Below are 21,532 nucleotides of genomic sequence, written 5' to 3'. Positions count from 1 at the left end.
GATGGGCTTGCGTCTATTCGACTGTCACCGACTTGGCCAGATTACGCGGCTGGTCGACGTCATTGCCCAGCGCCGTGGCCACCTCGCAGGCGAACAGCTGGAGGGGAACGACCGCCAGCACCGGCTGCAGCAGGGTGCTCACGGTGGGCAGCCCGATGACCGTATCGGCGAACTGCACGACGTGCTCATCGCCCTGCTCGGCGAGCACGATGGTCCGCGCACCACGCGCCCTCACCTCCTGGATATTGCTCACCACCTTGTCGTGGAGCTGGTCGCGGCCCTGGGGCGGCACGATGACGAAGACCGGCATGTCGGGATTGATGATGGCGATCGGCCCGTGCTTGAGCTCTCCGGCCGCGAAGCCCTCCGAGTGCAGATAAGCGATCTCCTTGAGCTTGAGTGCCCCCTCCAGCGCCGCCGGGTAGCCGACATGGCGCCCGAGGAAGATGTAGTCCTCCTGGTCGGCCAGCTGATGGGCGAGCTCGTAGACCGTCGATGCGTGGTCGAGCAGTTCCTGCACCTTGGCCGGTAGCTGCTGGAGCTCGTCCATCACATCGCGGATCTCGTCGCCGTACTTCATGCCCCGGATCTGGGCCAGGTAGAGCCCCAGCAGATAGCAGGCCACCAGCTGCGTGGTGAAGCCCTTGGTGGACGCCACCCCGATCTCCGGTCCCGCATGGGTGTAGATGACCGCATCGGATTCCCGTGGGATCGTCGAGCCGTTCGTATTGCAGATCGCGATGACGTGCGAGCCCTGCTCGCGGGCATGACGGATGGCCTGCAGGGTGTCCGCGGTCTCGCCGGACTGGCTGATCGCCACGCACAGCGTCTGGGGGTTGACGATCGGGTCGCGGTAGCGGAATTCGCTGGCCAGCTCCACCTCGCAGGGAATCCGCACCCAGTGCTCGATCGCGTACTTCGCGACCATCCCTGCGTAGTGCGCGGTGCCGCAGCCGATGATGACGATCTTGTCGATTCGGCGCAGCGTCTCGGGGGAGATCCTGATCTCGTCGAGAACGAGCTCGCCACGCGCCGAATAGCGCCCGAGCAGGGTGTCGGCGATCGCCTTGGGCTGCTCGAAGATCTCCTTGCGCATGAACCAGTCGAAGCCGCCCTTCTCGGCGGCCGCCGTGTCCCAGTCGACGTGGTAGCGGCTGGTCTGTACGGGCTGGCCCCAGAAATCGGTCACCTCGAACGACTCGGCGGTGATGGTCACCACTTGGTCCTGGCCCAGTTCGACGGCTTCGCGGGTGTGCTCGATGAAGGCGGCGACGTCGGAGGCGATGAAGTTCTCTCCCGTGCCCAATCCGACCACGAGGGGTGAGTTCCGGCGGGCTGCGACGACCCGGGTCGGGTCCTGCGCGTCGATCGCGACGAGGGTGAAGGCGCCTTCCAGACGGCGGCTGACCGCCTGCATGGCATGGGTCAGATCGGCTCCGGCATCGACTTCGCGGCCGAGCAGGGCCGCGGCGACCTCGGTGTCGGTCTGGGAGATGAAGCGCACGCCGTCGTTCGCGAGCTCGGCGCGCAGGACATCGAAGTTCTCGATGATCCCGTTGTGGACCACGGCGATCCGCCCGTCGCCCGACAGGTGGGGATGGGCGTTCTCGTCGGTCGGGGCACCATGGGTTGCCCAGCGGGTGTGCCCGATGCCAAGGGTGGCGGCAGGCAGCGGCTGGTCCGCCAGCGCCGCTTCAAGGTTGGCGAGCTTGCCGGCCTTCTTGCGCCACTCGATCCGCCCATCGGTCTGGACAGCGACTCCCGCCGAGTCATAGCCACGGTATTCGAGCCGGCGCAACCCGGCGATGATCACGTCAACTGCCTGACGGGGGCCGACATATCCGATGATTCCGCACATGCTTCCCAGACTACGGAAGCCCACCGGCCCGGTCATCCCCGACACGGCGCCGCAGTCCATGCCCGGTAGTGGACAGGCGCGCACTCACGTGATGGGCTCAGTCGCGAGCAGGCGCCCGGCCGTGTGACGCCGCGAAGAACGAGGACGATGTGACAGTCAGCAGACCCGTCGAGGATGCCGCCAACTCCCCCTGGGTGGAACTTCCGCGTGCCCGATGGGCCGAGCTCGCGCAGGACTCCCACATCCGGCTGAGCCGCCAGACCATCGAGCAGCTTCGCAGCATCCAGGACCCCACCGATGACCACGATGTGCGGGAGGTGTACCTGCCGCTCGTCCAGCTCATGGAACTGCACCGCGCCAATCTGGGCCGCCTCTTCGCGGCCCAGAACGGATTCCTCGGCATCATGGACGAACGCACCCCATTCGTCGTAGGGGTGGCAGGTTCGGTCGCGGTGGGGAAATCCACCGTCGCCCGGCTGATCCGCGAGCTGCTGGCGCGGGGCGCCCGCCGGCCCAATGTCGCGCTGGTCTCCACCGACGGCTTCCTGCGTCCCAACGCCGAGCTGCAGGAATCGGGTCTGCTCGACCGCAAGGGCTTTCCGGAGAGCTATGACCGCAAGGCGCTGCTGCGCTTCGTCTCCGATGTGAAGTCGGGCGTTCAGGACCTGTCGGTGCCGGTCTACTCGCAGATCACCTACGACATCGTGCCCGGAGCCAGCGTCACTGTGCATGCCCCCGACATCCTGGTGCTCGAGGGTCTCAATGTCTTGCAGCCGGCACCAACCGGCGGTGTGGCGGTGAGCGACTTCATCGACTTCTCGGTCTATGTGGACGCCGAGGAGGCCGACATCGTGACATGGTTCGTCAATCGGGCGGTCGCCTTCCGCAAGACCGCCGACGATCCCTCGAGCTACTTTCGGACCTTCGCCTCGCTGAGCGACGAGCAGTTCCGCGAGATGGCCCGTCAGGTGTGGGACACCGTGAACGGGCCGAATCTGCGCCGCAACATCGCTCCCACCAGGCCCCGGGCGAGCGTCATCTTGCGCAAGGGCCCGGGCCACCACATCGAGTCGGTGCGGCTGCGGCGGATCTGAGCCGCCCGTTCAGCCGAGGCCGACGCGCTGAGTCACGACCGCCGCGAGCTGCGCGGCGATCCGGTCGGCGTGTTCCTGGCTCTCGGCCTCCACCATCACCCGCACCAGAGGCTCGGTGCCGGAGGGCCGCAGCAGGACCCGTCCTGAGCCGTCGAGTTCCTGGGTGGCGGCTTCCACCTCGTGGAGGATCACCGGATCCAGCGCGGCGCGGGCCTTGTCCACCTGGGCGACGTTGATGAGCGCCTGGGGAAGCCGGTGCATGACAGCAGCCAGCTCGGCCAGCGGACGGCCCGTCTGAGCCACCCGGCCGGCCAGGTGCAGCCCGGTGAGCACGCCGTCTCCGGTGGTGGCGTACTCACTCATGATGACGTGGCCGGACTGCTCGCCGCCGAGCGTGAAGCCGTGGGCGACCATGTCCTCCAGCACATAGCGATCGCCGACCTTCGTGGTGTCCACGGTGATGCCATGCTCGCGCATCGCGAGCAGGAGGCCCAGATTGCTCATCACGGTGGCCACCAGCGTATTGAAGGCGAGCCTGTGGTGTTCCTTGAGGTCAAGGGCAAGAATGCCCATGATCTGGTCGCCGTCGACGACGGCGCCCTTCGCGTCGACACCCTGGCAGCGGTCGGCATCACCATCGAAGGCCAGGCCGAGGTCGGCTTTCTCGGCGACCACCCGAGCCTGGAGACCCTCGATGTGGGTGGAGCCGCAGTGATCGTTGATGTTGAGCCCGTCGGGGCTGCAGTTGATGGCCACGACCTCGGCGCCCTTGGCCTCGAAGGCCCGCTTCGCCGTCACCGAGGACGCGCCGTTCGCGCAGTCCAGCACCACCCGCAGTCCCTCCAGGCTCTGCTCACCCAGCGAGCCCACGAGATGGTCGATGTACAGGTCGAGCAGGCGCTCGTCGCGGCGGATGTGCCCCACGTCGCGGCCGGTCGGGCGCTGCCAGTCGGTGTTGAGCCGCTCCTGGATGGCGTCCTCGATCGAATCGTCGAGCTTCACTCCACCGCGCTGGAAGAACTTGATCCCGTTGTCGGGCATCGGGTTGTGACTGGCCGACAGCATGACCCCCAGATCCACATTGCGGGATTCCACGAGATGTGCCAGGCCCGGGGTGGGGATGACACCCACATCGATGACGTCGACACCGGCGCTGGCCAGGCCGCTCATCACCGCAGCCTGCAGGAACTCCCCCGAGATGCGGGTGTCGCGCCCGACGATCGCCACGGCGCGCCGCCCGTCGAATGCCCCGCTCTCGCCGAGCACGTGAGCAGCGGCCACGGACAGTTCCAGGGCCAGATCAGCAGTGAGGTCGACGTTTGCGATTCCGCGCACGCCGTCGGTTCCGAACAGTCGAGACATAGCGCCGACTCTAGCGGTTCGGGTCCGCGCACCGCCCCGGTGGCATCGCCAGCTCACCGAGGAGGACACCGCAAGCCTCTCCCGAGACGAGTCCGCAGGGTCCGGACGCGACAAGGCCCGGCACCCCCACAGGGTGCCGGGCCGGACTGCGCGGATACCCGGATCAGCGCTTGGAGTACTGGGGAGCCTTGCGGGCCTTCTTGAGACCGGCCTTCTTGCGCTCCTTGATGCGGGCGTCGCGGCTGAGCAGACCGGCCTTCTTCAGGCCGGGACGGTTCGCCTCTTCGTCGATCTGGTTGAGGGCGCGGGCAATACCCAGGCGCAGCGCGCCGGCCTGACCGGTGGTGCCGCCGCCATCGATGCGCGCGATGACGTCATAGGCGCCGACCGCGCCTGCGGTGACGAGGGGCTCGTTGATGAGCTGCTGGTGCACCTTGTTGGGGAAGTACTCCTCCAGGGTGCGACCGTTGACCGACCAGCTCCCGGTGCCGGGCAGCATCCGCACGCGCGCAACGGCTTCCTTGCGTCGGCCAGTGCCGGTGCCGGGTGCGATGACCGCGGGGCGGGAGGTGGAGGCCACTTGGGCGGTTCCCGCCGAGTCGGAGCGATAGGCGATCTCGCGGTTGTTCTCGTCGGTGAACGGCGTGACGCCGGTCTCGATGTCTTCTGCAGGAGTCTGTGACACGGTCGAATCCTCGTTCGTCGGTGCGCTCACTGGGCGACCTGGGTGATCTGATAGGCCTGGGGCTGCTGGGCCTTGTGCGGGTGCTCGGAGCCTGCGTAGACCTTGAGCTTGTTCATCTGCTGATGGCTCAGCTTGTTCTTCGGCATCATGCCCCAGACAGCCAGCTCGACAGCGCGGCGAGGGTCGTGGTCGAGCAGCTCACCGACGGTGGTGGTGTGCAGGCCGCCGGGACGACCGGAGTGACGGTAGCGCAAGGAGTTGGTGCGCTTGTTGCCGGTCACGGCGATCTTGGAGGCGTTCACGATGACGACAAAGTCACCGGTGTCCACATGCGGCGCGTAGGTGGGCTTGTTCTTCCCACGCAGCAGCGTGGCGGCGGTCACGGCAAGACGACCGAGCACGACATCCTCGGCATCGATGACATGCCAGGCCCTGGTTACTTCGCCAGGCTTCGGGCTGTAGGTTGACACGGTCGCAGACCATCTTCCACTAGATTCTCAATGGCTTGTGCGCGAACCCTTGGGTTCGGCCGCGCGATCCGTACCCGTCGCCGGGTCACCAACCACACGTTCCACCCTGGGGGCGCAACAGCGCTCAAGAATAGTCCGGCGAGTGGTTGCCGGTCAAACCACCGATGAGGGTGAGCTGGCCGAGACCGCACGCTGGACCCCTCACCAGGCCCGCCACCAGGACTCGTCGGCTCCGGCCGCACAAGTGCTCCGACGCCCTGGTCGTATTCCAGAAGGTCTGAACCCTGACCGGGGAACCCTCCGGCACAAACCAGATCGCAGCGATTGACTTAGCCTCGATTCACCGATGCCCGAGTGGTCCGATCTTCGGGTCAACGTGGCCGGAATGATCATTCGGGGTATCTCCGGGGGCATCGTCTGGCTGATATTCGGGGCGGCCCTCTGGTTCCACGTGCTGAGCCTGTGGATGATCCTCGTGCTCGTCATCTTGACCCGACTGTCCGACGGGCTTTTCGGCCTGGCGGACAACGCAGTCCTTCGCACGATCGTGCACGACAACGACACGATTGTGCACGACAACGAATCGTTCGTGAAAACCACCAGCATCAACCAGGTCCGCGAGGCGGTAGTGCGGATCGGCGGCGGCCCACTATGCCGCGAAACCTCCCCCTGGCCGGCGCCGGTACCGATGCTGCCGGGCACCATCGCGGCCCGTGGCGGCCCGAGCTCATGCGCGCACCGCGCGGGGCAACCGGACTCGACGGGACGGTCTATCGCGACCAGGGGCCGAATTCCTCACGCTGGCTCTGCGCACCGCCGACGTCGACGATCCGCTTGCCGAAGGGCATCACGCTCACCGGAATCATCTTGATGCTCACCACGGCATTGGCGATCCCGACGATCGTGATGCTCTGCGTGATCGCCGTGAGAATGTGCACCAAGGCGAGCAGCCAGCCGACCGTGACGAACCAGATCACGTTCATCACTGCCGAGCCAGCGCCCGCCCCCGGGCTCTGGACAACGGTCTTGCCGAACGGCCACAGCACATAGCGGGCCATCCGGAACGACGCGATCCCCGCGGGGAATGTGATGATGAGCACGCAGCCGACGATCCCGGCGAGCAGATAGGCCAGGCCGAGCCAGATGCCGCCGAGCAGCAGCCACAGCACATTGAGAATGGTGGACAGAGGTTTGGGCACGACGCTTCCTTTCGTCACGGTGGAATCGAGCCTAGGGGCCACGGACCCACCACGGGCCGGCCATGGCGAGCGGCCCGGGTTCGCACCGGGTATCGCCCGGCCCGCGCCGCGGCCACAGCTGCCGCGGCCCTTGTGCGTTCGTCACGTATGCTGGGGGATCGTGTCCGAGACCACCCAGCACCAGGCCGAGACGCTCGAGCGCCCGCGCCGCGGTGTCGTCTCCTTCGTGCGGCGAAGTCCCCGGATGAACAGTTCCCAGCACCACGCCATGGACACCCTGGCCGGTGAGTTTCTCATCGAGGTGCCCCGGGGACAGCTGTCCACCTCGGTCCGGACGGGTACCCACATCGATCTGGCCCGGGCATTCGGACGCCGGGCCCCCCTCATCGTGGAGATCGGCTCGGGGGTCGGCGACTCGCTCGTCGCGATGGCCGGTGCACGCCCCGAGCACAACGTACTGGCCTTCGAGGTCTACGCTGCGGCAATCGCCTCGACGCTCGGCAAGCTGGCTCGGGCCGGTGTGCGCAATGTCCGGCTCGTCGCCGCGGACGGCACCGAGGGCCTGCGCGAGCTCATCGGAACCGGCACCTTGCGCGAGCTGTGGACCTTCTTTCCCGACCCCTGGCCCAAGAAGCGCCATCTCAAGCGCCGCCTCGTCCAGCCGGCATTCGCCGCGCTGGTCGCCGACCGCCTCGAGGACGGCGGTTGCTGGCGGCTGGCCACCGACTGGGCCGATTACGCGGAACAGATGCGGGCGGTGTGCGAGGCCACACCGGGCCTCGTCAACGACGAGCCGGCCCGGCCCGGGGGCTGGGCTGCGCGTCCGGACCGGCCGATGACCCGCTTCGAGAGGCGTGGCCTGGACGCCGGGCGCGTCGTGCGCGATCTGCGCTACCGCAGGCTCCCCCGCCAATGATTCCCGTGACCACCCGGCGGCTGCGCCTCGACATCGGCTACGACGGCAGCGGATTCCGCGGCTGGGCCGCCCAACCCGGGCAGCGAACCGTCCAGGGTCTGCTCACCGAGTGGATCGACCGGCTGGTGCGCAACCGTCCGCCGACCCAGCTCGTGGTGGCCGGACGGACCGACGCCGGCGTCCACGCCCGAGGGCAGGTCGCCCACATCGACCTGCCGCTCGAGGTCGACCCCGATGACCTCGGTCACCGGCTGGCCAGGGTGCTGCCCCCCGATGTCGTGGTCACCCGGGTGTCCGTGGCACCCGCGGACTTCGATGCCCGCTTCGCGGCGCTGTGGCGTCGCTATGTCTACCGCCTGTGGGACGACAACTCGGTGCCCGACCCGCTGGTGCGCCATCATGTGGTCCGCGTGCCCGGATCGCTGGATCCGCAGCTCATGACGATGGCGGGGTCCCGGCTGCTGGGGCTTCGCGACTTCGTGGCCTTCTCCAAGCACCGCGACGGCGCCACCACCATCCGCACCCTGCTGGAGTGCCGGGCCGGGCGCGGTGAGGACCGCTGCCATGGCGTCGAGCTCACCGTCCGCGCCGACGCCTTCTGCCATTCGATGGTGCGCTCGCTGACCGGGGCGCTCGTCGCGGTGGGCAGCGGCCGGCGTCCACTGGACTGGATCGACGAGGTGGCGTCCAGCACCCGGCGCCATGGCGCAGTGAGGGTCATGCCGGCGGCGGGGCTATGCCTCGAGGAGGTCGCCTATCCCCCACCGGATCAGCTGGCCACCCGAGTAGGGCAATCCCGGGCTGTGCGCTCGCTGGCCCCGGACTACGGCTGTCGGTCCGCCGATCGCCACGCGTCGGGAGGACTGCAATGAGTCACTACTTCGTCACTCCCCAGGGACCCGCCCGTCTGCACCCGGTGCGCGCCAGGCTGTGGGGCCGCGAGGTCGAACTGGATTCCTCACCCGGCGTATTCAGCCAGCACCGCCTCGATCTGGGCACCTCCGTGCTGTTGCGCACTGTCGACCCGCCACCGGACCGCCCGTCCCGCCTGCTCGATCTGGGCTGCGGATTCGGGCCCATTGCGGTAGCACTGGCTCTGGCCTGCCCCCAAGCCTGCGTCGACGCGGTCGATGTGAACCTGCGCGCAGTCGAACTGACCGCCCACAACGCCGCACGGCTCGGTCTGGCCGACCGGATGCGCGCCATGACGCCCAGCGACGCGGATCCCGCGCATCGCTACGACGAGATCTGGTCCAACCCACCCATCCGGGTGGGCAAGCAGGCCCTCCACGAGTTGCTCCTGGAGTGGCTGGGCCGGCTCGCCCCCGAGGGAGTGGCGCACCTGGTGGTGGGCAAGAACCTGGGGGCTGATTCCCTGCAGGGCTGGCTCGTGGAACAGGGCTGGGATGCCCTCCGGGTGGGCTCAGCCAAGGGCTTCCGGGTGTTCGACGTCCGGCGCGCCCTCGGCGGCGCCGAGCAGCCGCCCTCGCCATCACAGCGCTGAGCCGAGCCGGCCGGGCTCCCGGACCCCGCACCGAGGGCTCGTGCCCTGACAACCTGCCCATCGGCCTCCCCCGGTGCGCTCGGCGTGGGGCATCCCCTACAGTCGAGATGACCGTGGACTGCCCTGCATGCCTCGCCGACGACATCCGGGCCGGCCACTCCTGCGCGACCACGAGACCTGGCGCGCACACCTCGTGAGGAGCGCCCATGTCGAGCCAATCCCCCAGTTCACCGATCCTGCGCGATGCCTCAGGCGCCCTGGTGATCGTTTCCCACGACCAGGTCGTCGCTGTCGCCCACGACCCTGCCGGATTCTCGAACAATGTGTCCCGGCATCTGCAGATTCCCAATGGCCTCGACGGGCCGGCCCACACGGCGGCCCGCCGTCTGCTCGATCCCTTCCTGGCCGGCGAGCGGGTGAACGCGCTCGAGCCCAAGCTCGCGGCCATCGCCGAGGAGCTGGTGGCCGAGTTCCACGACGGACACAGCTTCGATGCGGTCGCCGAGCTGGGAGCGCGCTACTCCGTCCGGGCCCAGTCGGCCTGGTTGGGCTGGCCAGCCGAACTCGAGCAGACCCTGCTCGAGTGGGTTCGCGACCACCGCCAAGCGGCCCGCGAGTCCACCCAAGGCGCCCATGCCGATGTCGCGCGCCGCTTCGACGAGATCGTCTCCCAGCTCCTGCAGGAGCGGCGCGAACGGCCTCGTCACGACGTCACCACTGAGCTCGTCGAACTGCGCGACGAGGACGGGATGGCGCTGAGCGACGAGCAGATCATCTCCGTGCTGCGCAACTGGACCGGCGGCGATCTGAACTCCGTGGCGCTGTGCGTCGGGGTCGTCGTCGCCTGGCTGGCCCGCCATCGCGAGCACCAGGCACAGCTCGCCGCGCTGGCGGGCAAGGATCCGCCCGAGGCAGCCCAGCTGCTCGACCATGCCATCGACGAGATCTTGCGCGCCGACGATCCTTTCGTCTCCAATCGACGCCGCGCCACCAACGACACGTCCGTCGCCGGGTGCCCGGTGGCGAGTGGCGAGGTGGTGGTGCTCGACTGGCGGCGAGCCAACCGCGACCCGGCCGTCTTCGGCGATCCGGACAGCTTCGATCCGCAGACCCATGCAGCGGCGAATCTTGTCTACGGCACCGGAGCGCACGCCTGCCCCGGCCGCACGCTCGCCACCCGCGAGCTCCGCGTCCTCACGCAGGCGCTGCTGGGCGCTGGGCGGCTCGTCATGGACGGCCCTGCGGCACTGCGGCGCGAGCACGACCCGGACATCATCCGTTCGGTGAGGGTGCGCATCGAAGGCTGAGAACCGCAGCCGGCGACCCAGCACTTACCAGCAGCCCCTCGGACAGGTAACATCTCGACACGCCTCGCGTCGGGGGAACTCGGTGGGAATCCGAGACTGACCCGCAACCGTGATCCACGATCGTGTGGAGAGCCGGAACACCTGACACGAGGTGAACACCCCAGGATCCGTCGAGGTCACGGAGAAGGTGCAGTCGCTCTTCCTTTCAGCGGCACGCCCGATCAGTGCCCGTGAAAGGAAGAACAATGAAACCAGCCCGCACGATCGCCGCCGTCACCATCGGGCTGTGTGCCGCAGTGAGCTTTGTCGGCTGCTCGTCGTCGGCGTCGACCACCTCTGGCGCGACCGGCACCGCGACTGCCACTGCCACGGCATTGTCCCAGGACCAGTGCACCAGCGACGGCAAGGTGTGGCTGGTGGTCTCCACCGACACCGGAAAGACGCTCGCCAACGAGTGCGTGGGCAACCCCACCACTGGTACCCAAGCGCTGCAGGACGCGAACCTCGCCATCGTGCGTGACGCGAAGGGCCAGTTCATCTGCACCATCGGGAACTATCCCGAGACCTGCCCCACCACCTTCGACAAGTTCTGGCACTACTACCACGCCACACCGGGCGGCAGCTGGGAGTTCTACCAGGTCGGCTCCGACACCTCCAAGCCCGCGGCCGGCAGCATCGAAGGCTGGTGCTATGGCTCCGACTGCACTCCGCAGGGAGCCAAGGGCATTTCGGCACCCTCAGCCAGCGCGTCCGCCTCGGCCTGAACGCAGCCCGCCCGTGAGCAGACTCCTCGCCCGCCCCATGCCGGCGGTCGTGCCAGCACCCCATGCGATCACGGCGACCCGCCGGGCCACCCACCCGTGGGCGTGGTGGTGCTGGGCGATCGGCGCGGCCGCCGCCGTGAGCCTCACCCACAATCTCGCCCTCATCGTGGCGATCAGCGTGGCGGTCACCCTTGTCGTGCTGACCCGCCGCAGCGATGCCCCGTGGGCTCGGGCGATGGGTCTGTACCTCGGCTTGGCAGGCATCATTGTGCTCACCCGGCTCGTCTTCCAGATCACCATCGGCGGGATCCGCTACGGAACGGTGTTGTTCACCCTGCCCCATGTCGCACTGCCCCGGTGGGCCGCAGGCATCGAGATCGGCGGCCCGGTGACCCTTGAGGGCATCGTCTTCACCTTGTCGGACGCCGGCCGGCTCGCCGCCATGATCATCTGCCTCGGCTGCGCCAACGCTCTTGCCAACCCGAGGCAGGCGCTGCGCTGCGTCCCGGCCGCCCTCTACGAGGTCTCGACAGCGCTTGTCATTGCCCTGTCAGTAGCTCCCCAGCTCGTCGAGTCCGCGCAGCGGGTAGCTCGGGCCCGTCGGCTGCGCGGCGGGGGCGCGCGGGGTGTGCGCGCCGCGGGGGCACTCATCGTCCCGGTCCTCCAGGACGCCGTGGAGCGCTCGATGAGCCTGGCTGCCGGCATGGAGTCCCGCGGCTACGGATCCACCCGCGACCAGACCCGGGTGGGACACGGCGCCGGGGCAGCAATGCTGGCCTCACTGGCGTTGCTCGGCTTCGGAGCCTTCGCCCTGTTGTCGCTGTCGGACGGTGCTGCGCTGGCGCTGGTGAGCCTGGGAGCTGGACTTGGCTGCGCGGTGGCCGCGCTGCGCATCGCGGGGCGCCGGCTGGCGGTGACCCGCTATCGGCCCAGCCCCTGGCAGGCCCGCGAGTTCATCACCGCATTCTCGGGTCTGGCGACGCTGGGTGCCATGCTCGTCCTGGCGAGGACAGCGCCCCAGGTGGCGACCCCGACGAACAGCCCGGTGAGCTGGCCGCCGCTCGACCCTCTTATGGCGGTTGTTGTCGGACTCATTCTCGTGCCGATCGCCGTGACGACCGTCCCTCCCGAGGGTCAGGCATGATCACTTTCGACCACGTCGGGTTCCGCTATGCGCCCGGCCTGCCAGCAGTCCTCGACGATGTGAGCTTCACGATTCCCGAAGGCGACCTGTGCCTTCTCGTAGGCAGCACCGGCTCCGGGAAGTCGACCCTGCTCAATGCGGTCAACGGGCTCGTGCCATGGTTCACCGGCGGGCGTCTGTCGGGAACCGTGTGGGTCGACGGGCGCTCCACGCGCACCCACCGGCCCCGGGATCTCGCGGGAGTGGTGGGCAGCGTCGGACAGAATCCGCTGACCAGCTTCGTCACCGACCGCGTCGAGGACGAGATCGCCTACGGCATGGAACAACTGGGCCTGGCGCCCTCCACGATGCGCAAGCGCGTCGAGGAGACGCTGGACCTCATGGGCATCGCCGATCTGCGGAACCGCCCGCTGGCCGATCTGTCCGGCGGGCAACAGCAGCGGGTGGCCATTGCCGCCGTGCTGGCCGCGCAGCCGCGCGTCCTCGTCCTGGACGAGCCCACCAGCGCGCTGGATCCCACGGCCGCCCAGGACGTGCTCGCCTCGATCACCACTCTTGTGCACGAGGTGGGGCTGACCGTCCTGCTCGCCGAACATCGACTGGAACGGGTGATGGAATTCGCCGATACCGTGGCCTGGCTGCCCGGGGACGGCTCGGTGCAGGTGGGCCCTGCTGCGCAGGTCTTGGCGCGCGCCGATGTGCGCCCGCCGCTGGTGGACCTGGCCCGCCGGCTCGACTGGCCTTCCGTGCCCCTCACCGTGCGGGACGCCCGCAGGCGTGTCCGCGCGCTCGGAATCGCCGTCCCCGACCCGCCCCAGCGGGTCCTGCCCACGACATCGGCGGTGCTCGAGCTTGGCGAGCTGGCCGTGCGCTATGGCGAGCTGGTGGCGGTGGACCAGCTGAGCGCCGGTTTTCGGGCCGGCGAGGTCACCGCTCTCATGGGGCGCAATGGTGCCGGGAAGAGCTCTCTGCTGTGGGCCATCCAGGGGGCCGTCGCTAGTTCCGGCAGGGTGGATGTCGACGGCGAGGATCCCCGCACGACGAGTGCGGCAAGGGCGCGCGAACTCGTCACCCTCGTGCCCCAGATCGCCGCTGACCTGCTCTACCTGCCCAGCGTCGCGGCGGAGTGCGCTCAGGCGGACAAGGAGAGCCGGCGACCTGCCGGCACGACCGCCGCCCTGCTCGACGAGCTGGGCGTGCACCTTGCGATGGCACGCGACCCGCACGACCTGTCCGAGGGCCAGCGACTGGCCCTCGTACTGGCAATCCAGCTCGCCAGCCATCCGACGGTAGTGCTGCTGGACGAGCCGACCCGTGGCCTGGACTACGCCACCAAGGCGGCATTGGCGCTCACTGTGCGCGAGCTCGCCGCGCGCGGCAGCTGTGTCATCGTCTCGACCCACGACGTGGAGTTCGCCGCAGCCAGCACCGACCGGACGATGGTGATGGCGGACGGGCAGATCATCGCGGATGGCCCCACCCGCACCACCTGCACGAGCTCCCCGAGCTTCTCACCCCAGCTCGCGAAGGTCTTTTGGCCCCAGCCGATTATCACCGTTGCCGACCTGCCCGTTCCGGTGGCTCGGGCATGAGCACCTCGCTGACCACCCGGCGCCCCGACAGCAGGCCGACTGACAAGGCTGTGGAGGCACCGACTCCCCAGATCCGGCCCCGGCTCTCCCGACGCGCCAGGGCGATGCTCGCCCTGGCCTGCGTCACCGGAGTGCTCGCCTTCTTCTGGCCGCTGTTCCTGCGCCCAGGGGCGCTGCTCGGGTCGGATTCCTCGGGGCGCACCGCCACCCCCTTCGTCATGGCGGCCATCATGGCGGTGGTCCTCGCTCTGCTCATCAGCGAGTTGTCGAACCACGAACTCGATGTCAAGGCGCTCGCCATGCTCGGGGTGCTCACCGCGATCGGTGCCGTGGTACGCCCGCTGAGCGCCGGCACGGCCGGTATCGAAACAGTCTTCTTCCTCATGATCCTGGCCGGGCGGGTCTTCGGCCCGAGCTTCGGCTTCATGCTCGGCGCCCTGACAATGTTCGCCTCTGCGCTCTTGACCGGCGGGGTGGGTACCTGGCTGCCCTATCAGATGCTGGGGGCCGGCTTCGTCGGCCTGCTGCCCGGGCTGCTGCCCCGCCATCACCCGCTACCGGGCAGCAGAGCTGAGATCGTGATGCTGGGCGGCTACGGTTTTGTCTCGGCATTCCTGTACGGCTATCTCATGGACTTCGCCTTCTGGCCCTTCGCTGCCGGGCTCGGTGCCGGTACCCAGGGCGGATTCGACCCCCATGCGAGCCCGCTGCGCAACATCCACACCTTCCTCGTGGTGAACACCGTCACCTCCCTGGGGTGGAATCTGGGCAGGGCCCTCACCAATGTGGTGCTCGTGACGCTTCTCGGTCACCCACTGCTGCGCATCATGCGTCGCACGGCCCGCGTCGGGACTTTCCGCGCGCAGCAGCCTTCGGCTCAGCCCTGAGCGAACCGCGTCCCTGGCGTTCTGGGTGCTGGCCGGGCATCGGGGAATAGCACCCGCTACAGCCCAGTTGTATGCGATAGGTGGCGCCCCGCAGGTCTCTGCGCGTCGGGGCGCCCTGTGCGAAGTAGTAGCGACGTTCACGAAACACCGATCACGGAACGAGGAAACATGGCTGTTTACACTCTGCCGGAATTGCCCTACGACTACTCGGCTCTTGAGCCCTATATCTCCGGGCAGATCATGGAACTACACCACGACAAGCACCACAAGACCTATGTGGATGGGGCCAACACTGCCCTCGAGAAGCTCGCCGAGGCGCGTGACAAGGGTGATTTCGCTCCGATCAACAAGCTCGAGAAGGACCTGGCCTTCAATCTGGCCGGTCATGTGAACCACTCGGTGTTCTGGAAGAACATGGCCCCCAAGGGCAGCGCGCCCGAGCGCCCCGAAGGCGAACTGGGTGCTGCGGTCCAGGAGTTCTTCGGCACCTTCGAAGCGTTCAAGGCCCAGTTCGCGGCGGCAGCCACGGGTATCCAGGGATCCGGGTGGGCCTCGCTGGTGTGGGATCCGCTGGGCAAACGCCTCAACACGCTGCAGTTCTACGACCACCAGAACAACCTGCCGGCCGGCTCCGTGCCGATCCTCCAGCTGGACATGTGGGAGCACGCCTTCTATCTGCAGTACAAGAATGTCAAGGCCGACTACGTGACCAACTGGTGGAATGTCGTGAACTGGACCGACGTCGCCGAGCGTTTCGCCGCCGCCAAGGCCGCCTGAGTCTCGTTCCTGCGTCAATGCCCCCGCCAGTCGGCGGGGGCATTGCTGTCTTGGGCCCGTCGGCGTCCACGCCCCCAGCACTCCGGCTCCCAGCACCACCGGCAGCCTTCTCCCAATTCCTGAGAACTGTGGTTGGTCTTCTTCGCTCACTCTCAGACTTGGGCTAGACTGACTCGCGTCATCGGTGCGTTCCCCCGTGCCACCACGGTTCCATGGAACAACGGGAGTTCATGTGAAGAGGTCGCTTGCCACCGCTATCGCGGGCGGGGTCGGTGTGCTGAGCCTGGCTGCGGGCGGCGTCGGTTTCGCCGCAGCCGACACGAATGTCACGCTCACCGTCGAAGGACAGTCCAGCGAGGCGCATCGGATGGGTGGCACCGTCGAGGACCTCCTTGCCGACCGGGGCATCCATCTCGGCGAGCACGACCAGGTCCTGCCCAGCACGAGCACCCCGCTTCGCGACGGCCAGAAGATCACGGTCCGCTTCGGGCGGCGGGTGACCATCGACATCAATGGTTCCGTTCGCACTGTGTGGACGACCTCCACCACCCTGAGCCAAGTGCTCGCGGAGCTGGGCCTCGACGCGGACGGCACGAAACTGTCCGTTGCACGCACGACCGCAGTGACGCGCGACGGACTGACGCTGTCCGCCACGACTCCGAAGAACGTGACGATCACGGTCGACGGCAGGACCATCACTGCCACCACCACGGCGCCCAGTCTCTGGGCCCTCCTGGCAGAGCAGCACATCACTCTCGGCCCCGCTGACCTCACGAGCGTCAACCTCGATTCCGCCCCGACCGACGGCATGACGCTCGCCATCTCCCGGGTGTCCAGCCAACAGCTCACCACCACCGAGCCGATCGACTTCCAGGTGACGAAGACGCCAAGCGATACCCTCCCCGAGGGCACCACGAAGGTGCAGACTCCCGGGGTGAAGGGAGAGAAGGTCATCACCTGGGAAGTCCACACCATCGACGGCATCGAGAAGAGCCGGGACAAGATCGGCGAATCGGTCACCGCCAAGCCGGTGGACGAAGTGATCCTTGTGGGCACCAAAGAGCCCTCGCCTGCCCCCTCGGGGACGGCCTCGGCAGGCACGGCGGCGACGAGTGCCGCGCCCAGCTCGGCGGGCCTCGATGTCGCCAATGCAGCGATGTGGGACCGGATCGCCGCGTGCGAGTCCGGCGGCAATTGGTCGATTTCCACCGGCAACGGCTACTACGGCGGTCTGCAGTTCTCGGCCTCCACCTGGCTCGCCAATGGTGGCGGCGCCTACGCCCCCTCCGCCAATCTCGCCACACGCGAGCAGCAGATCACGGTCGCCAACAGGCTGTACGCCTCCGCAGGACTGAGCGCCTGGGGCTGCTCAGCCGGCTGACGGCCCCGGTGGCCTGCGCCCGAATCCCGCATCCCGGCGGGCACAGAGAGCGTCTCAGCACTCCCGCGCCGGAGCAGCCACTTCATCGTGGATGCTCAGCATCGCAGCCACGCTGGCCGGCCAGCCATAGCCCTCGGCTCTGCGACGCGCCGCCAGCCGCACCGCGCGGCGGGGGCGCGCCGCAAGCCGTAGCACGGCGTCGGCCAGGCACGAGGGCTCCGGGGCCCCAGACTCCCCACAATCGGTGCTCACCAGTTCGCGGGCACCGCCCCGGTCAGCCGTGACGACCGGCGTTCCGCAGGCCAGCGCCTCAAGAACCGCCAGCCCGAAGGTCTCGGTGGGGCAGACCGACAACGAGATATCGCAGCTGGCCACCCGGGCAGCCAGCTCGGCCCTGTCCGCCACGAAACCATGGAAGAAGACCGGTGCATCCTGCGCAGCAGCGTGCATCTCCAGCTCATCGGGGCCGCCGCCGAAAACATGCAGTTCGATGGGGACGCCTCGCCTGTGCAGCTCGACGGCCGTCCGCACCGCGAGGTCAGGGCTCTTCTCGTGCGAGAGCCTGCCGACCAGGCACAGTCTCAGGGGACGACCACGGGGCGGTTCGCCGCCGGGCAGCAGCCCGGCATGGGGATTGAATGTCGCGAGATCGACTCCCAGCGGCACGAGCCGCAGTGAGGCCTCGGTGGAGGCGAACTCGCCCGCCGAATAGTGTGAGGTGACGACCACCCGGTCGAACAGCCGCGCGAGATGCCGATCGAGCACGCTCACCACCGGCGAGACGTCGAGACGGTGGCGCATCCATCCCGAGATCATGTCATCGAGCCGTTCATGGCTGAACAGCACTGAGCCGACGCCGCAACGGGCCGCCCAGCGCGCTGCGGAGGCCAGCGTCATCTTGTCCGAGCATTCGATGTTCGTCGGGGCGAAGCGCTCAAGGGCCTTCTCGGCCTGCCACGGACGGGCCACCATCCGGTAGGCGCTCGACACCTTCGGCGAGCGGATGGTCACCACCAGGCCCTGCGGGGTTTCGCGTTCGCTGTCCTCGGGGCCCGGCACGACGAGCATGCGTTCATGGCCAGCCGCCACATAGCCCTCGCCGAGAGCAGTGATCGCGACGCGCATGCCTCCCGATGCGGGGCCGACGAAATTGGCCAGCTGGGCGATCCTCATCGTGACCACCCCCGTCTCAGGACAGCACCGCGCGCCCGCTCCGGACGGGGGGACCGGCTGAGCCGGCCCGCACCGGAAGCGGGCGCGCGGTCATCGCTGGGCCTCACTCGGCTGCGGCGGAACCTGCGGCAGGAGTCGTCGCCGCATCTGCGGCAACCTCGACCAATGGCGCATCGGCGGCCTCATCGGCCGTGCTCGCGGTGGCCGGGGACTTCTCGGTCGTGGCGACGGGCTCGGTGACCAGGGACAACACAGCCATCGGGGCATTGTCGCCCTTGCGGTTACCGATCCTGGTGACGCGGGTATAGCCGCCCTCGCGGCCTGCCATCGTAGGCGCGATCTCATCGAACAGCCGGCTCAGCACGAACTTGTCGCGGATCGTCCTGGCTGCCAGCCGACGCGCGTGCAGATCACCGCGCTTTGCCTTGGTCACGAGCGTCTCCGCCAGCGGCTGGACGCGGCGAGCGCGGGTCTGGGTCGTGGTGATCTGGCCGTGCTCGAACAGCTGCGAGGCCAGGTTGGCCAAGATGATCCGCTCATGCGAGGGGGAACCGCCGATGCGTGGACCCTTGGTGGGCTTGGGCATTTCTACATCTCCATTGCTAGGCGCGCCTGCCGGCGCTGTCCGTTGATTGGTGCGCGCCTGCCGGAGCGCGCCTTGAATTGTCGACGCCAGGAGCGCCGCTCAGTACTGCTCGGTCTCGGCGAAATCCCCGCCGTCGTCCTCGTCGTCCTGGTAACGATCGGCTGCGGCGAGCGGATCGAAGCCCGGGGCGCTGTCCTTGAGGCTCAGCCCGAGCTCGGACAGCTTGGCCTTGACCTCGTCGATCGACTTGGAGCCGAAATTGCGGATGTCGAGCAGATCCTGCTCGGAGCGGGAGACCAGCTCACCGACCGTGTGAATGCCCTCCCGCTTGAGGCAGTTGTACGAGCGCACCGTGAGGTTGAGGTCCTCGACCGGAAGCGCCAGGTCGGCGGCGAGCTGCTCGTCGACAGGGCTCGGGCCCATCTCGACGCCCTCTGCCTCGGCATTGAGCTCCCGGAACAGACCGAACAGCTCGACAAGCGTCTTTCCAGCCGACGCCACCGCGTCACGGGGACGGATCGAGGGCTTGGTCTCGACGTCGATGATCAGCTTGTCGAAGTCGGTCCGCGTCTCGACGCGGGTGGCCTCGACCTTGTAGCTGACCTTGAGCACCGGGGAGTAGATGGAATCGACCGGAATCCGGCCGATCTCTGCATCGGGGTCGTTGTTCTGCACGCTGGAGACGTAGCCACGGCCTCGCTCGACGACCAGCTCCATCTCGATGGAGCCCTCCTCGCCGAGGGTGGCGATGTGCATCTGCGGGTTGTAGATCTCGACGCCGGTGGGAACCGCAATGTCTGCAGCCGTGACCTCGCCGGCACCCGACTTGCGCAGGTACATCGGGACCGGCTCGTCCTCCTCGCTCGACAGCACGAGCGACTTGAGGTTGAGGATGATCTCGGTGACGTCCTCGACGACGCCGGGCAGGGTGCTGAACTCGTGCTGGTTGCCCTCGATCTTGATGGAGGTGATCGAGGCGCCGGGGATGGAGCTGAGCAGGGTGCGGCGCAGCGAGTTCCCCAGGGTGTAGCCGAATCCAGGCTCAAGGGGCTCGATGACGAACTGTGACCGGAAGTCGCTGAGGACTTCCTCCGACAGCGTCGGACGCTGGGCGATGAGCATTCTGTTTCCTTTCCGCCCCGACCGCTATATGAGGGGGCGATGGGATCGGCGCCGGGACCACCCCGGGACGCCGAGGGCGCGCAGCCGGCGGCACCGGGCATCCCGGTGCCGCCGCAGCGCAACTACTTGGAGTAGAGCTCGACGATGGCCTGCTCGTTGACGTCCACCGTGATCTGGTCACGGGTCGGCAGCTGGTGCACGAGCACGCGCATCCGATTGGGCTTGACGGTCAGCCACGCCGGAACATCGCGCTCGCCGAAGGTCTCGCGGGCGATGACGAACGGCGTGAGACCCAGGCTCTTCTCGCGGACATCAATGATGTCGAGCGCGCTGACGCGGTAGCTGGGGATGTTGACCTTCTTGCCGTTCACGAGCAGATGACCGTGCGTGACCATCTGGCGGGCCTGGCGGCGCGTGTTCGCGAAGCCGGCGCGGTAGACCACATTGTCGAGGCGGGTCTCGAGGATCTGCAGGAGCAGATCACCGGTCTTGCCCGGGCGACGTGAGGCCTCCTCGTAGTAGTGGCTGAACTGCTTCTCGAGCACGCCGTAGGCGAAGCGGGCCTTCTGCTTCTCCTTGAGCTGCAGGGAGTACTCGGAATCCTTCGTGCGGCCGCGGCCATGCACACCAGGTGCATAGGGCCGGCGCTCGAAGGCCTTGTCGTTGCCGACCAGATCGGTCCCGAAGCGACGGGACTTCTTGGTCATTGGGCCGGTGTATCGGGCCATTTTCTTCAGTCCTTATCTGCTGTGGGTGATCAGACGCGACGACGCTTGGGCGGGCGGCATCCGTTGTGGGGAATGGGCGTCACATCGGAGATGGTCCCCACTTCGAGCCCGACCGAGCCGAGCGAGCGGATCGCGGTCTCGCGGCCGGAGCCGGGGCCCTTGACGAAGACGTCGACACGCTTCATGCCATGGTCCATGGCGCGACGCCCGGCCGCCTCAGCCGCCATCTGCGCGGCGAACGGCGTGGACTTGCGCGACCCCTTGAATCCGACGGTGCCCGCCGAGGCCCAGGCGATGACCGCTCCGGAGGGATCGGTGATGGCGATGATTGTGTTGTTGAAGGTGCTCTTGATGTGGGCCTCGCCGGAGACCACATTCTTCTTCTCCTTGCGCCGCACCTTGGTCTTGGTCGCGGCGCCCTTGCGCACTGCTGTAGCCATAACTCAGTTCTCCTGGAATCCTGGTTCCGCTGCCCGGGGGCTCAGCGGGCCTTCTTCTTGCCGGCGACGGCCTTCTTGCGGCCCTTGCGGGTACGCGCATTCGTGCGCGTGCGCTGCCCGCGCACCGGAAGCCCGGCGCGATGACGGCGGCCCTGATAGGTGCCGATCTCGATCTTGCGCCGGATGTCGGCTGCCACTTCGCGACGCAGGTCGCCTTCGACTTCGTAGTTGGCGTCGATGAAGTCACGCAGCGCGACGAGCTGATCGTCGGTGAGGTCCTTGACGCGGATGTCCGGGCTGATCCCAGTTGCCTGGAGGATCTTGTCGGCACGGGTCTTGCCGATGCCGTAGATATAGGTCAGTGCAATCTCCAGACGCTTTTCGCGTGGGAGGTCAACACCTTGGAGGCGTGCCATCAGGCGGTACCTTTCTCGGTCTGCCAGCCGTTTCGACGACTGCGAAGGTGTGTGGCGTGAGGCGTTCCCGTTGGCCTCCCGGGTTGTTTTCCCCGGCAGCGGGCCCCGGCCTTCGTCCGGGGGTGAG

The 21,532-nt window shown here is 67.9% G+C and carries 22 protein-coding genes and 1 riboswitch; of the genes, 11 read left to right on the top strand and 11 right to left on the bottom strand.

Features of this window, described 5'->3' with window-relative positions; all coding sequences use genetic code 11:
• Positions 1 to 13: 13 nt before the first annotated feature.
• Complete coding sequence (gene glmS, locus BMX93_RS06815) at positions 14 to 1,858, bottom strand: glutamine--fructose-6-phosphate transaminase (isomerizing) (RefSeq protein ID WP_091969374.1); 1,845 nt, start codon at positions 1,856 to 1,858, stop codon at positions 14 to 16.
• A 149-nt stretch (positions 1,859 to 2,007) separates the two neighbouring features.
• Between glmS and coaA the strand changes: the two genes are divergently transcribed.
• On the top strand, positions 2,008 to 2,952 hold the full coding sequence (gene coaA / locus BMX93_RS06810) for a type I pantothenate kinase (protein WP_091969372.1): 945 nt from the start codon (positions 2,008 to 2,010) through the stop codon (positions 2,950 to 2,952).
• 9 nt (positions 2,953 to 2,961) lie between these two features.
• Here the strand turns inward: coaA and glmM are convergent, their stop codons facing one another.
• From glmM to BMX93_RS06785, 4 genes are all read right to left on the bottom strand, one after another.
• Positions 2,962 to 4,314 (bottom strand): phosphoglucosamine mutase, encoded by a 1,353-nt coding sequence (gene glmM / locus BMX93_RS06805; protein WP_091969370.1) that lies wholly within the window; start codon positions 4,312 to 4,314, stop codon positions 2,962 to 2,964.
• A 163-nt stretch (positions 4,315 to 4,477) separates the two neighbouring features.
• On the bottom strand, positions 4,478 to 4,999 hold the full coding sequence (gene rpsI / locus BMX93_RS06800) for a 30S ribosomal protein S9 (RefSeq protein WP_091969421.1): 522 nt from the start codon (positions 4,997 to 4,999) through the stop codon (positions 4,478 to 4,480).
• Between the two features lie 26 nt (positions 5,000 to 5,025).
• A complete protein-coding gene (gene rplM / locus BMX93_RS06795; protein WP_091969368.1) occupies positions 5,026 to 5,469 on the bottom strand; it encodes a 50S ribosomal protein L13 in 444 nt (147 codons plus the stop codon).
• A gap of 770 nt (positions 5,470 to 6,239) precedes the next feature.
• Positions 6,240 to 6,668 carry a YccF domain-containing protein gene (locus BMX93_RS06785; protein ID WP_245725770.1) on the bottom strand — a complete coding sequence of 143 codons (429 nt, stop codon included), beginning with the start codon at positions 6,666 to 6,668 and terminating at the stop codon, positions 6,240 to 6,242.
• A gap of 160 nt (positions 6,669 to 6,828) precedes the next feature.
• On the opposite strand from BMX93_RS06785, the gene trmB reads away from it, so the two are divergent.
• The 10 genes from trmB to BMX93_RS13435 all read left to right on the top strand — a co-directional run bounded on the left by trmB (position 6,829) and on the right by BMX93_RS13435 (position 16,940).
• Positions 6,829 to 7,584 carry a tRNA (guanosine(46)-N7)-methyltransferase TrmB gene (gene trmB, locus BMX93_RS06780; RefSeq protein WP_245725769.1) on the top strand — a complete coding sequence of 252 codons (756 nt, stop codon included), beginning with the start codon at positions 6,829 to 6,831 and terminating at the stop codon, positions 7,582 to 7,584.
• A gap of 5 nt (positions 7,585 to 7,589) precedes the next feature.
• Positions 7,590 to 8,456 (top strand): tRNA pseudouridine(38-40) synthase TruA, encoded by an 867-nt coding sequence (gene truA, locus BMX93_RS06775; RefSeq protein ID WP_425438767.1) that lies wholly within the window; start codon positions 7,590 to 7,592, stop codon positions 8,454 to 8,456.
• Positions 8,453 to 9,088, top strand: a complete 636-nt coding sequence (locus BMX93_RS06770) for a class I SAM-dependent methyltransferase (protein ID WP_091969360.1) — start codon at positions 8,453 to 8,455, stop codon at positions 9,086 to 9,088. Before truA ends, BMX93_RS06770 begins: the two co-directional genes overlap by 4 nt.
• A gap of 206 nt (positions 9,089 to 9,294) precedes the next feature.
• Positions 9,295 to 10,395 (top strand): cytochrome P450, encoded by a 1,101-nt coding sequence (locus BMX93_RS06765; protein ID WP_091969358.1) that lies wholly within the window; start codon positions 9,295 to 9,297, stop codon positions 10,393 to 10,395.
• A 73-nt stretch (positions 10,396 to 10,468) separates the two neighbouring features.
• Positions 10,469 to 10,537: riboswitch (cobalamin riboswitch) on the top strand.
• Between the two features lie 103 nt (positions 10,538 to 10,640).
• Entirely contained in the window at positions 10,641 to 11,159 is a 519-nt protein-coding gene (locus BMX93_RS06760; RefSeq protein WP_091969356.1) for a hypothetical protein, read from the top strand.
• Positions 11,160 to 11,172: 13 nt separating this feature from the next.
• The gene (locus tag BMX93_RS06755) at positions 11,173 to 12,303 is read left to right on the top strand and encodes a CbiQ family ECF transporter T component (RefSeq protein ID WP_177170104.1); all 1,131 of its coding nucleotides are present in this window, start codon (positions 11,173 to 11,175) and stop codon (positions 12,301 to 12,303) included.
• The gene (locus BMX93_RS06750) at positions 12,300 to 13,895 is read left to right on the top strand and encodes an ABC transporter ATP-binding protein (protein WP_091969352.1); all 1,596 of its coding nucleotides are present in this window, start codon (positions 12,300 to 12,302) and stop codon (positions 13,893 to 13,895) included. The genes BMX93_RS06755 and BMX93_RS06750 overlap by 4 nt, the downstream gene beginning before the upstream one ends.
• A gap of 104 nt (positions 13,896 to 13,999) precedes the next feature.
• Positions 14,000 to 14,782, top strand: coding sequence for an ECF transporter S component (locus tag BMX93_RS06745; protein ID WP_245725774.1), 783 nt, complete (start codon positions 14,000 to 14,002; stop codon positions 14,780 to 14,782).
• Positions 14,783 to 14,950: 168 nt separating this feature from the next.
• Positions 14,951 to 15,559 (top strand): superoxide dismutase, encoded by a 609-nt coding sequence (locus BMX93_RS06740; RefSeq protein WP_091969348.1) that lies wholly within the window; start codon positions 14,951 to 14,953, stop codon positions 15,557 to 15,559.
• A gap of 232 nt (positions 15,560 to 15,791) precedes the next feature.
• Positions 15,792 to 16,940 carry a resuscitation-promoting factor gene (locus tag BMX93_RS13435; RefSeq protein WP_091969346.1) on the top strand — a complete coding sequence of 383 codons (1,149 nt, stop codon included), beginning with the start codon at positions 15,792 to 15,794 and terminating at the stop codon, positions 16,938 to 16,940.
• Positions 16,941 to 16,994: 54 nt separating this feature from the next.
• Here BMX93_RS13435 and BMX93_RS06730 read toward each other — a convergent pair whose 3' ends face one another.
• The 6 genes from BMX93_RS06730 to rpsM form a co-directional block, all read right to left on the bottom strand.
• The gene (locus BMX93_RS06730; RefSeq protein WP_091969344.1) at positions 16,995 to 18,122 is read right to left on the bottom strand and encodes a glycosyltransferase; all 1,128 of its coding nucleotides are present in this window, start codon (positions 18,120 to 18,122) and stop codon (positions 16,995 to 16,997) included.
• Positions 18,123 to 18,216: 94 nt separating this feature from the next.
• Complete coding sequence (gene rplQ, locus BMX93_RS06725) at positions 18,217 to 18,699, bottom strand: 50S ribosomal protein L17 (RefSeq protein WP_091969342.1); 483 nt, start codon at positions 18,697 to 18,699, stop codon at positions 18,217 to 18,219.
• Positions 18,700 to 18,798: 99 nt separating this feature from the next.
• Complete coding sequence (locus BMX93_RS06720) at positions 18,799 to 19,821, bottom strand: DNA-directed RNA polymerase subunit alpha (RefSeq protein WP_091969340.1); 1,023 nt, start codon at positions 19,819 to 19,821, stop codon at positions 18,799 to 18,801.
• A 122-nt stretch (positions 19,822 to 19,943) separates the two neighbouring features.
• Positions 19,944 to 20,549, bottom strand: coding sequence for a 30S ribosomal protein S4 (gene rpsD / locus BMX93_RS06715; RefSeq protein ID WP_091969338.1), 606 nt, complete (start codon positions 20,547 to 20,549; stop codon positions 19,944 to 19,946).
• Positions 20,550 to 20,578: 29 nt separating this feature from the next.
• The gene (gene rpsK, locus BMX93_RS06710) at positions 20,579 to 20,989 is read right to left on the bottom strand and encodes a 30S ribosomal protein S11 (RefSeq protein WP_091969336.1); all 411 of its coding nucleotides are present in this window, start codon (positions 20,987 to 20,989) and stop codon (positions 20,579 to 20,581) included.
• A 41-nt stretch (positions 20,990 to 21,030) separates the two neighbouring features.
• The gene (gene rpsM / locus BMX93_RS06705) at positions 21,031 to 21,405 is read right to left on the bottom strand and encodes a 30S ribosomal protein S13 (RefSeq protein ID WP_091969325.1); all 375 of its coding nucleotides are present in this window, start codon (positions 21,403 to 21,405) and stop codon (positions 21,031 to 21,033) included.
• Between the last annotated feature and the right edge of the window lie 127 nt (positions 21,406 to 21,532).

This window comes from Propionibacterium cyclohexanicum (assembly GCF_900111365.1).
In the GTDB taxonomy this organism is placed as follows: Bacteria; Actinomycetota; Actinomycetes; order Propionibacteriales; family Propionibacteriaceae; genus Propionibacterium; species Propionibacterium cyclohexanicum.
This window is presented reverse-complemented; position numbering and strand designations above follow the sequence as displayed.

What these genes read in the sequence shown, in the direction of transcription:
- rpsD (WP_091969338.1), bottom strand. Translation starts at nt 20,549, where the DNA reads ATGGCCCGATACACCGGCCCAATGACCAAGAAGTCCCGTCGCTTCGGG.
- rpsM (WP_091969325.1), bottom strand. Translation starts at nt 21,405, where the DNA reads ATGGCACGCCTCCAAGGTGTTGACCTCCCACGCGAAAAGCGTCTGGAG.
- BMX93_RS06745 (WP_245725774.1), top strand. Translation starts at nt 14,000, where the DNA reads ATGCTCGCCCTGGCCTGCGTCACCGGAGTGCTCGCCTTCTTCTGGCCG.
- BMX93_RS06720 (WP_091969340.1), bottom strand. Translation starts at nt 19,821, where the DNA reads ATGCTCATCGCCCAGCGTCCGACGCTGTCGGAGGAAGTCCTCAGCGAC.
- rpsK (WP_091969336.1), bottom strand. Translation starts at nt 20,989, where the DNA reads ATGGCTACAGCAGTGCGCAAGGGCGCCGCGACCAAGACCAAGGTGCGG.
- BMX93_RS06750 (WP_091969352.1), top strand. Translation starts at nt 12,300, where the DNA reads ATGATCACTTTCGACCACGTCGGGTTCCGCTATGCGCCCGGCCTGCCA.
- BMX93_RS06760 (WP_091969356.1), top strand. Translation starts at nt 10,641, where the DNA reads ATGAAACCAGCCCGCACGATCGCCGCCGTCACCATCGGGCTGTGTGCC.
- glmS (WP_091969374.1), bottom strand. Translation starts at nt 1,858, where the DNA reads ATGTGCGGAATCATCGGATATGTCGGCCCCCGTCAGGCAGTTGACGTG.
- BMX93_RS06740 (WP_091969348.1), top strand. Translation starts at nt 14,951, where the DNA reads ATGGCTGTTTACACTCTGCCGGAATTGCCCTACGACTACTCGGCTCTT.
- BMX93_RS06770 (WP_091969360.1), top strand. Translation starts at nt 8,453, where the DNA reads ATGAGTCACTACTTCGTCACTCCCCAGGGACCCGCCCGTCTGCACCCG.
- rplQ (WP_091969342.1), bottom strand. Translation starts at nt 18,699, where the DNA reads ATGCCCAAGCCCACCAAGGGTCCACGCATCGGCGGTTCCCCCTCGCAT.
- glmM (WP_091969370.1), bottom strand. Translation starts at nt 4,314, where the DNA reads ATGTCTCGACTGTTCGGAACCGACGGCGTGCGCGGAATCGCAAACGTC.
- BMX93_RS06765 (WP_091969358.1), top strand. Translation starts at nt 9,295, where the DNA reads ATGTCGAGCCAATCCCCCAGTTCACCGATCCTGCGCGATGCCTCAGGC.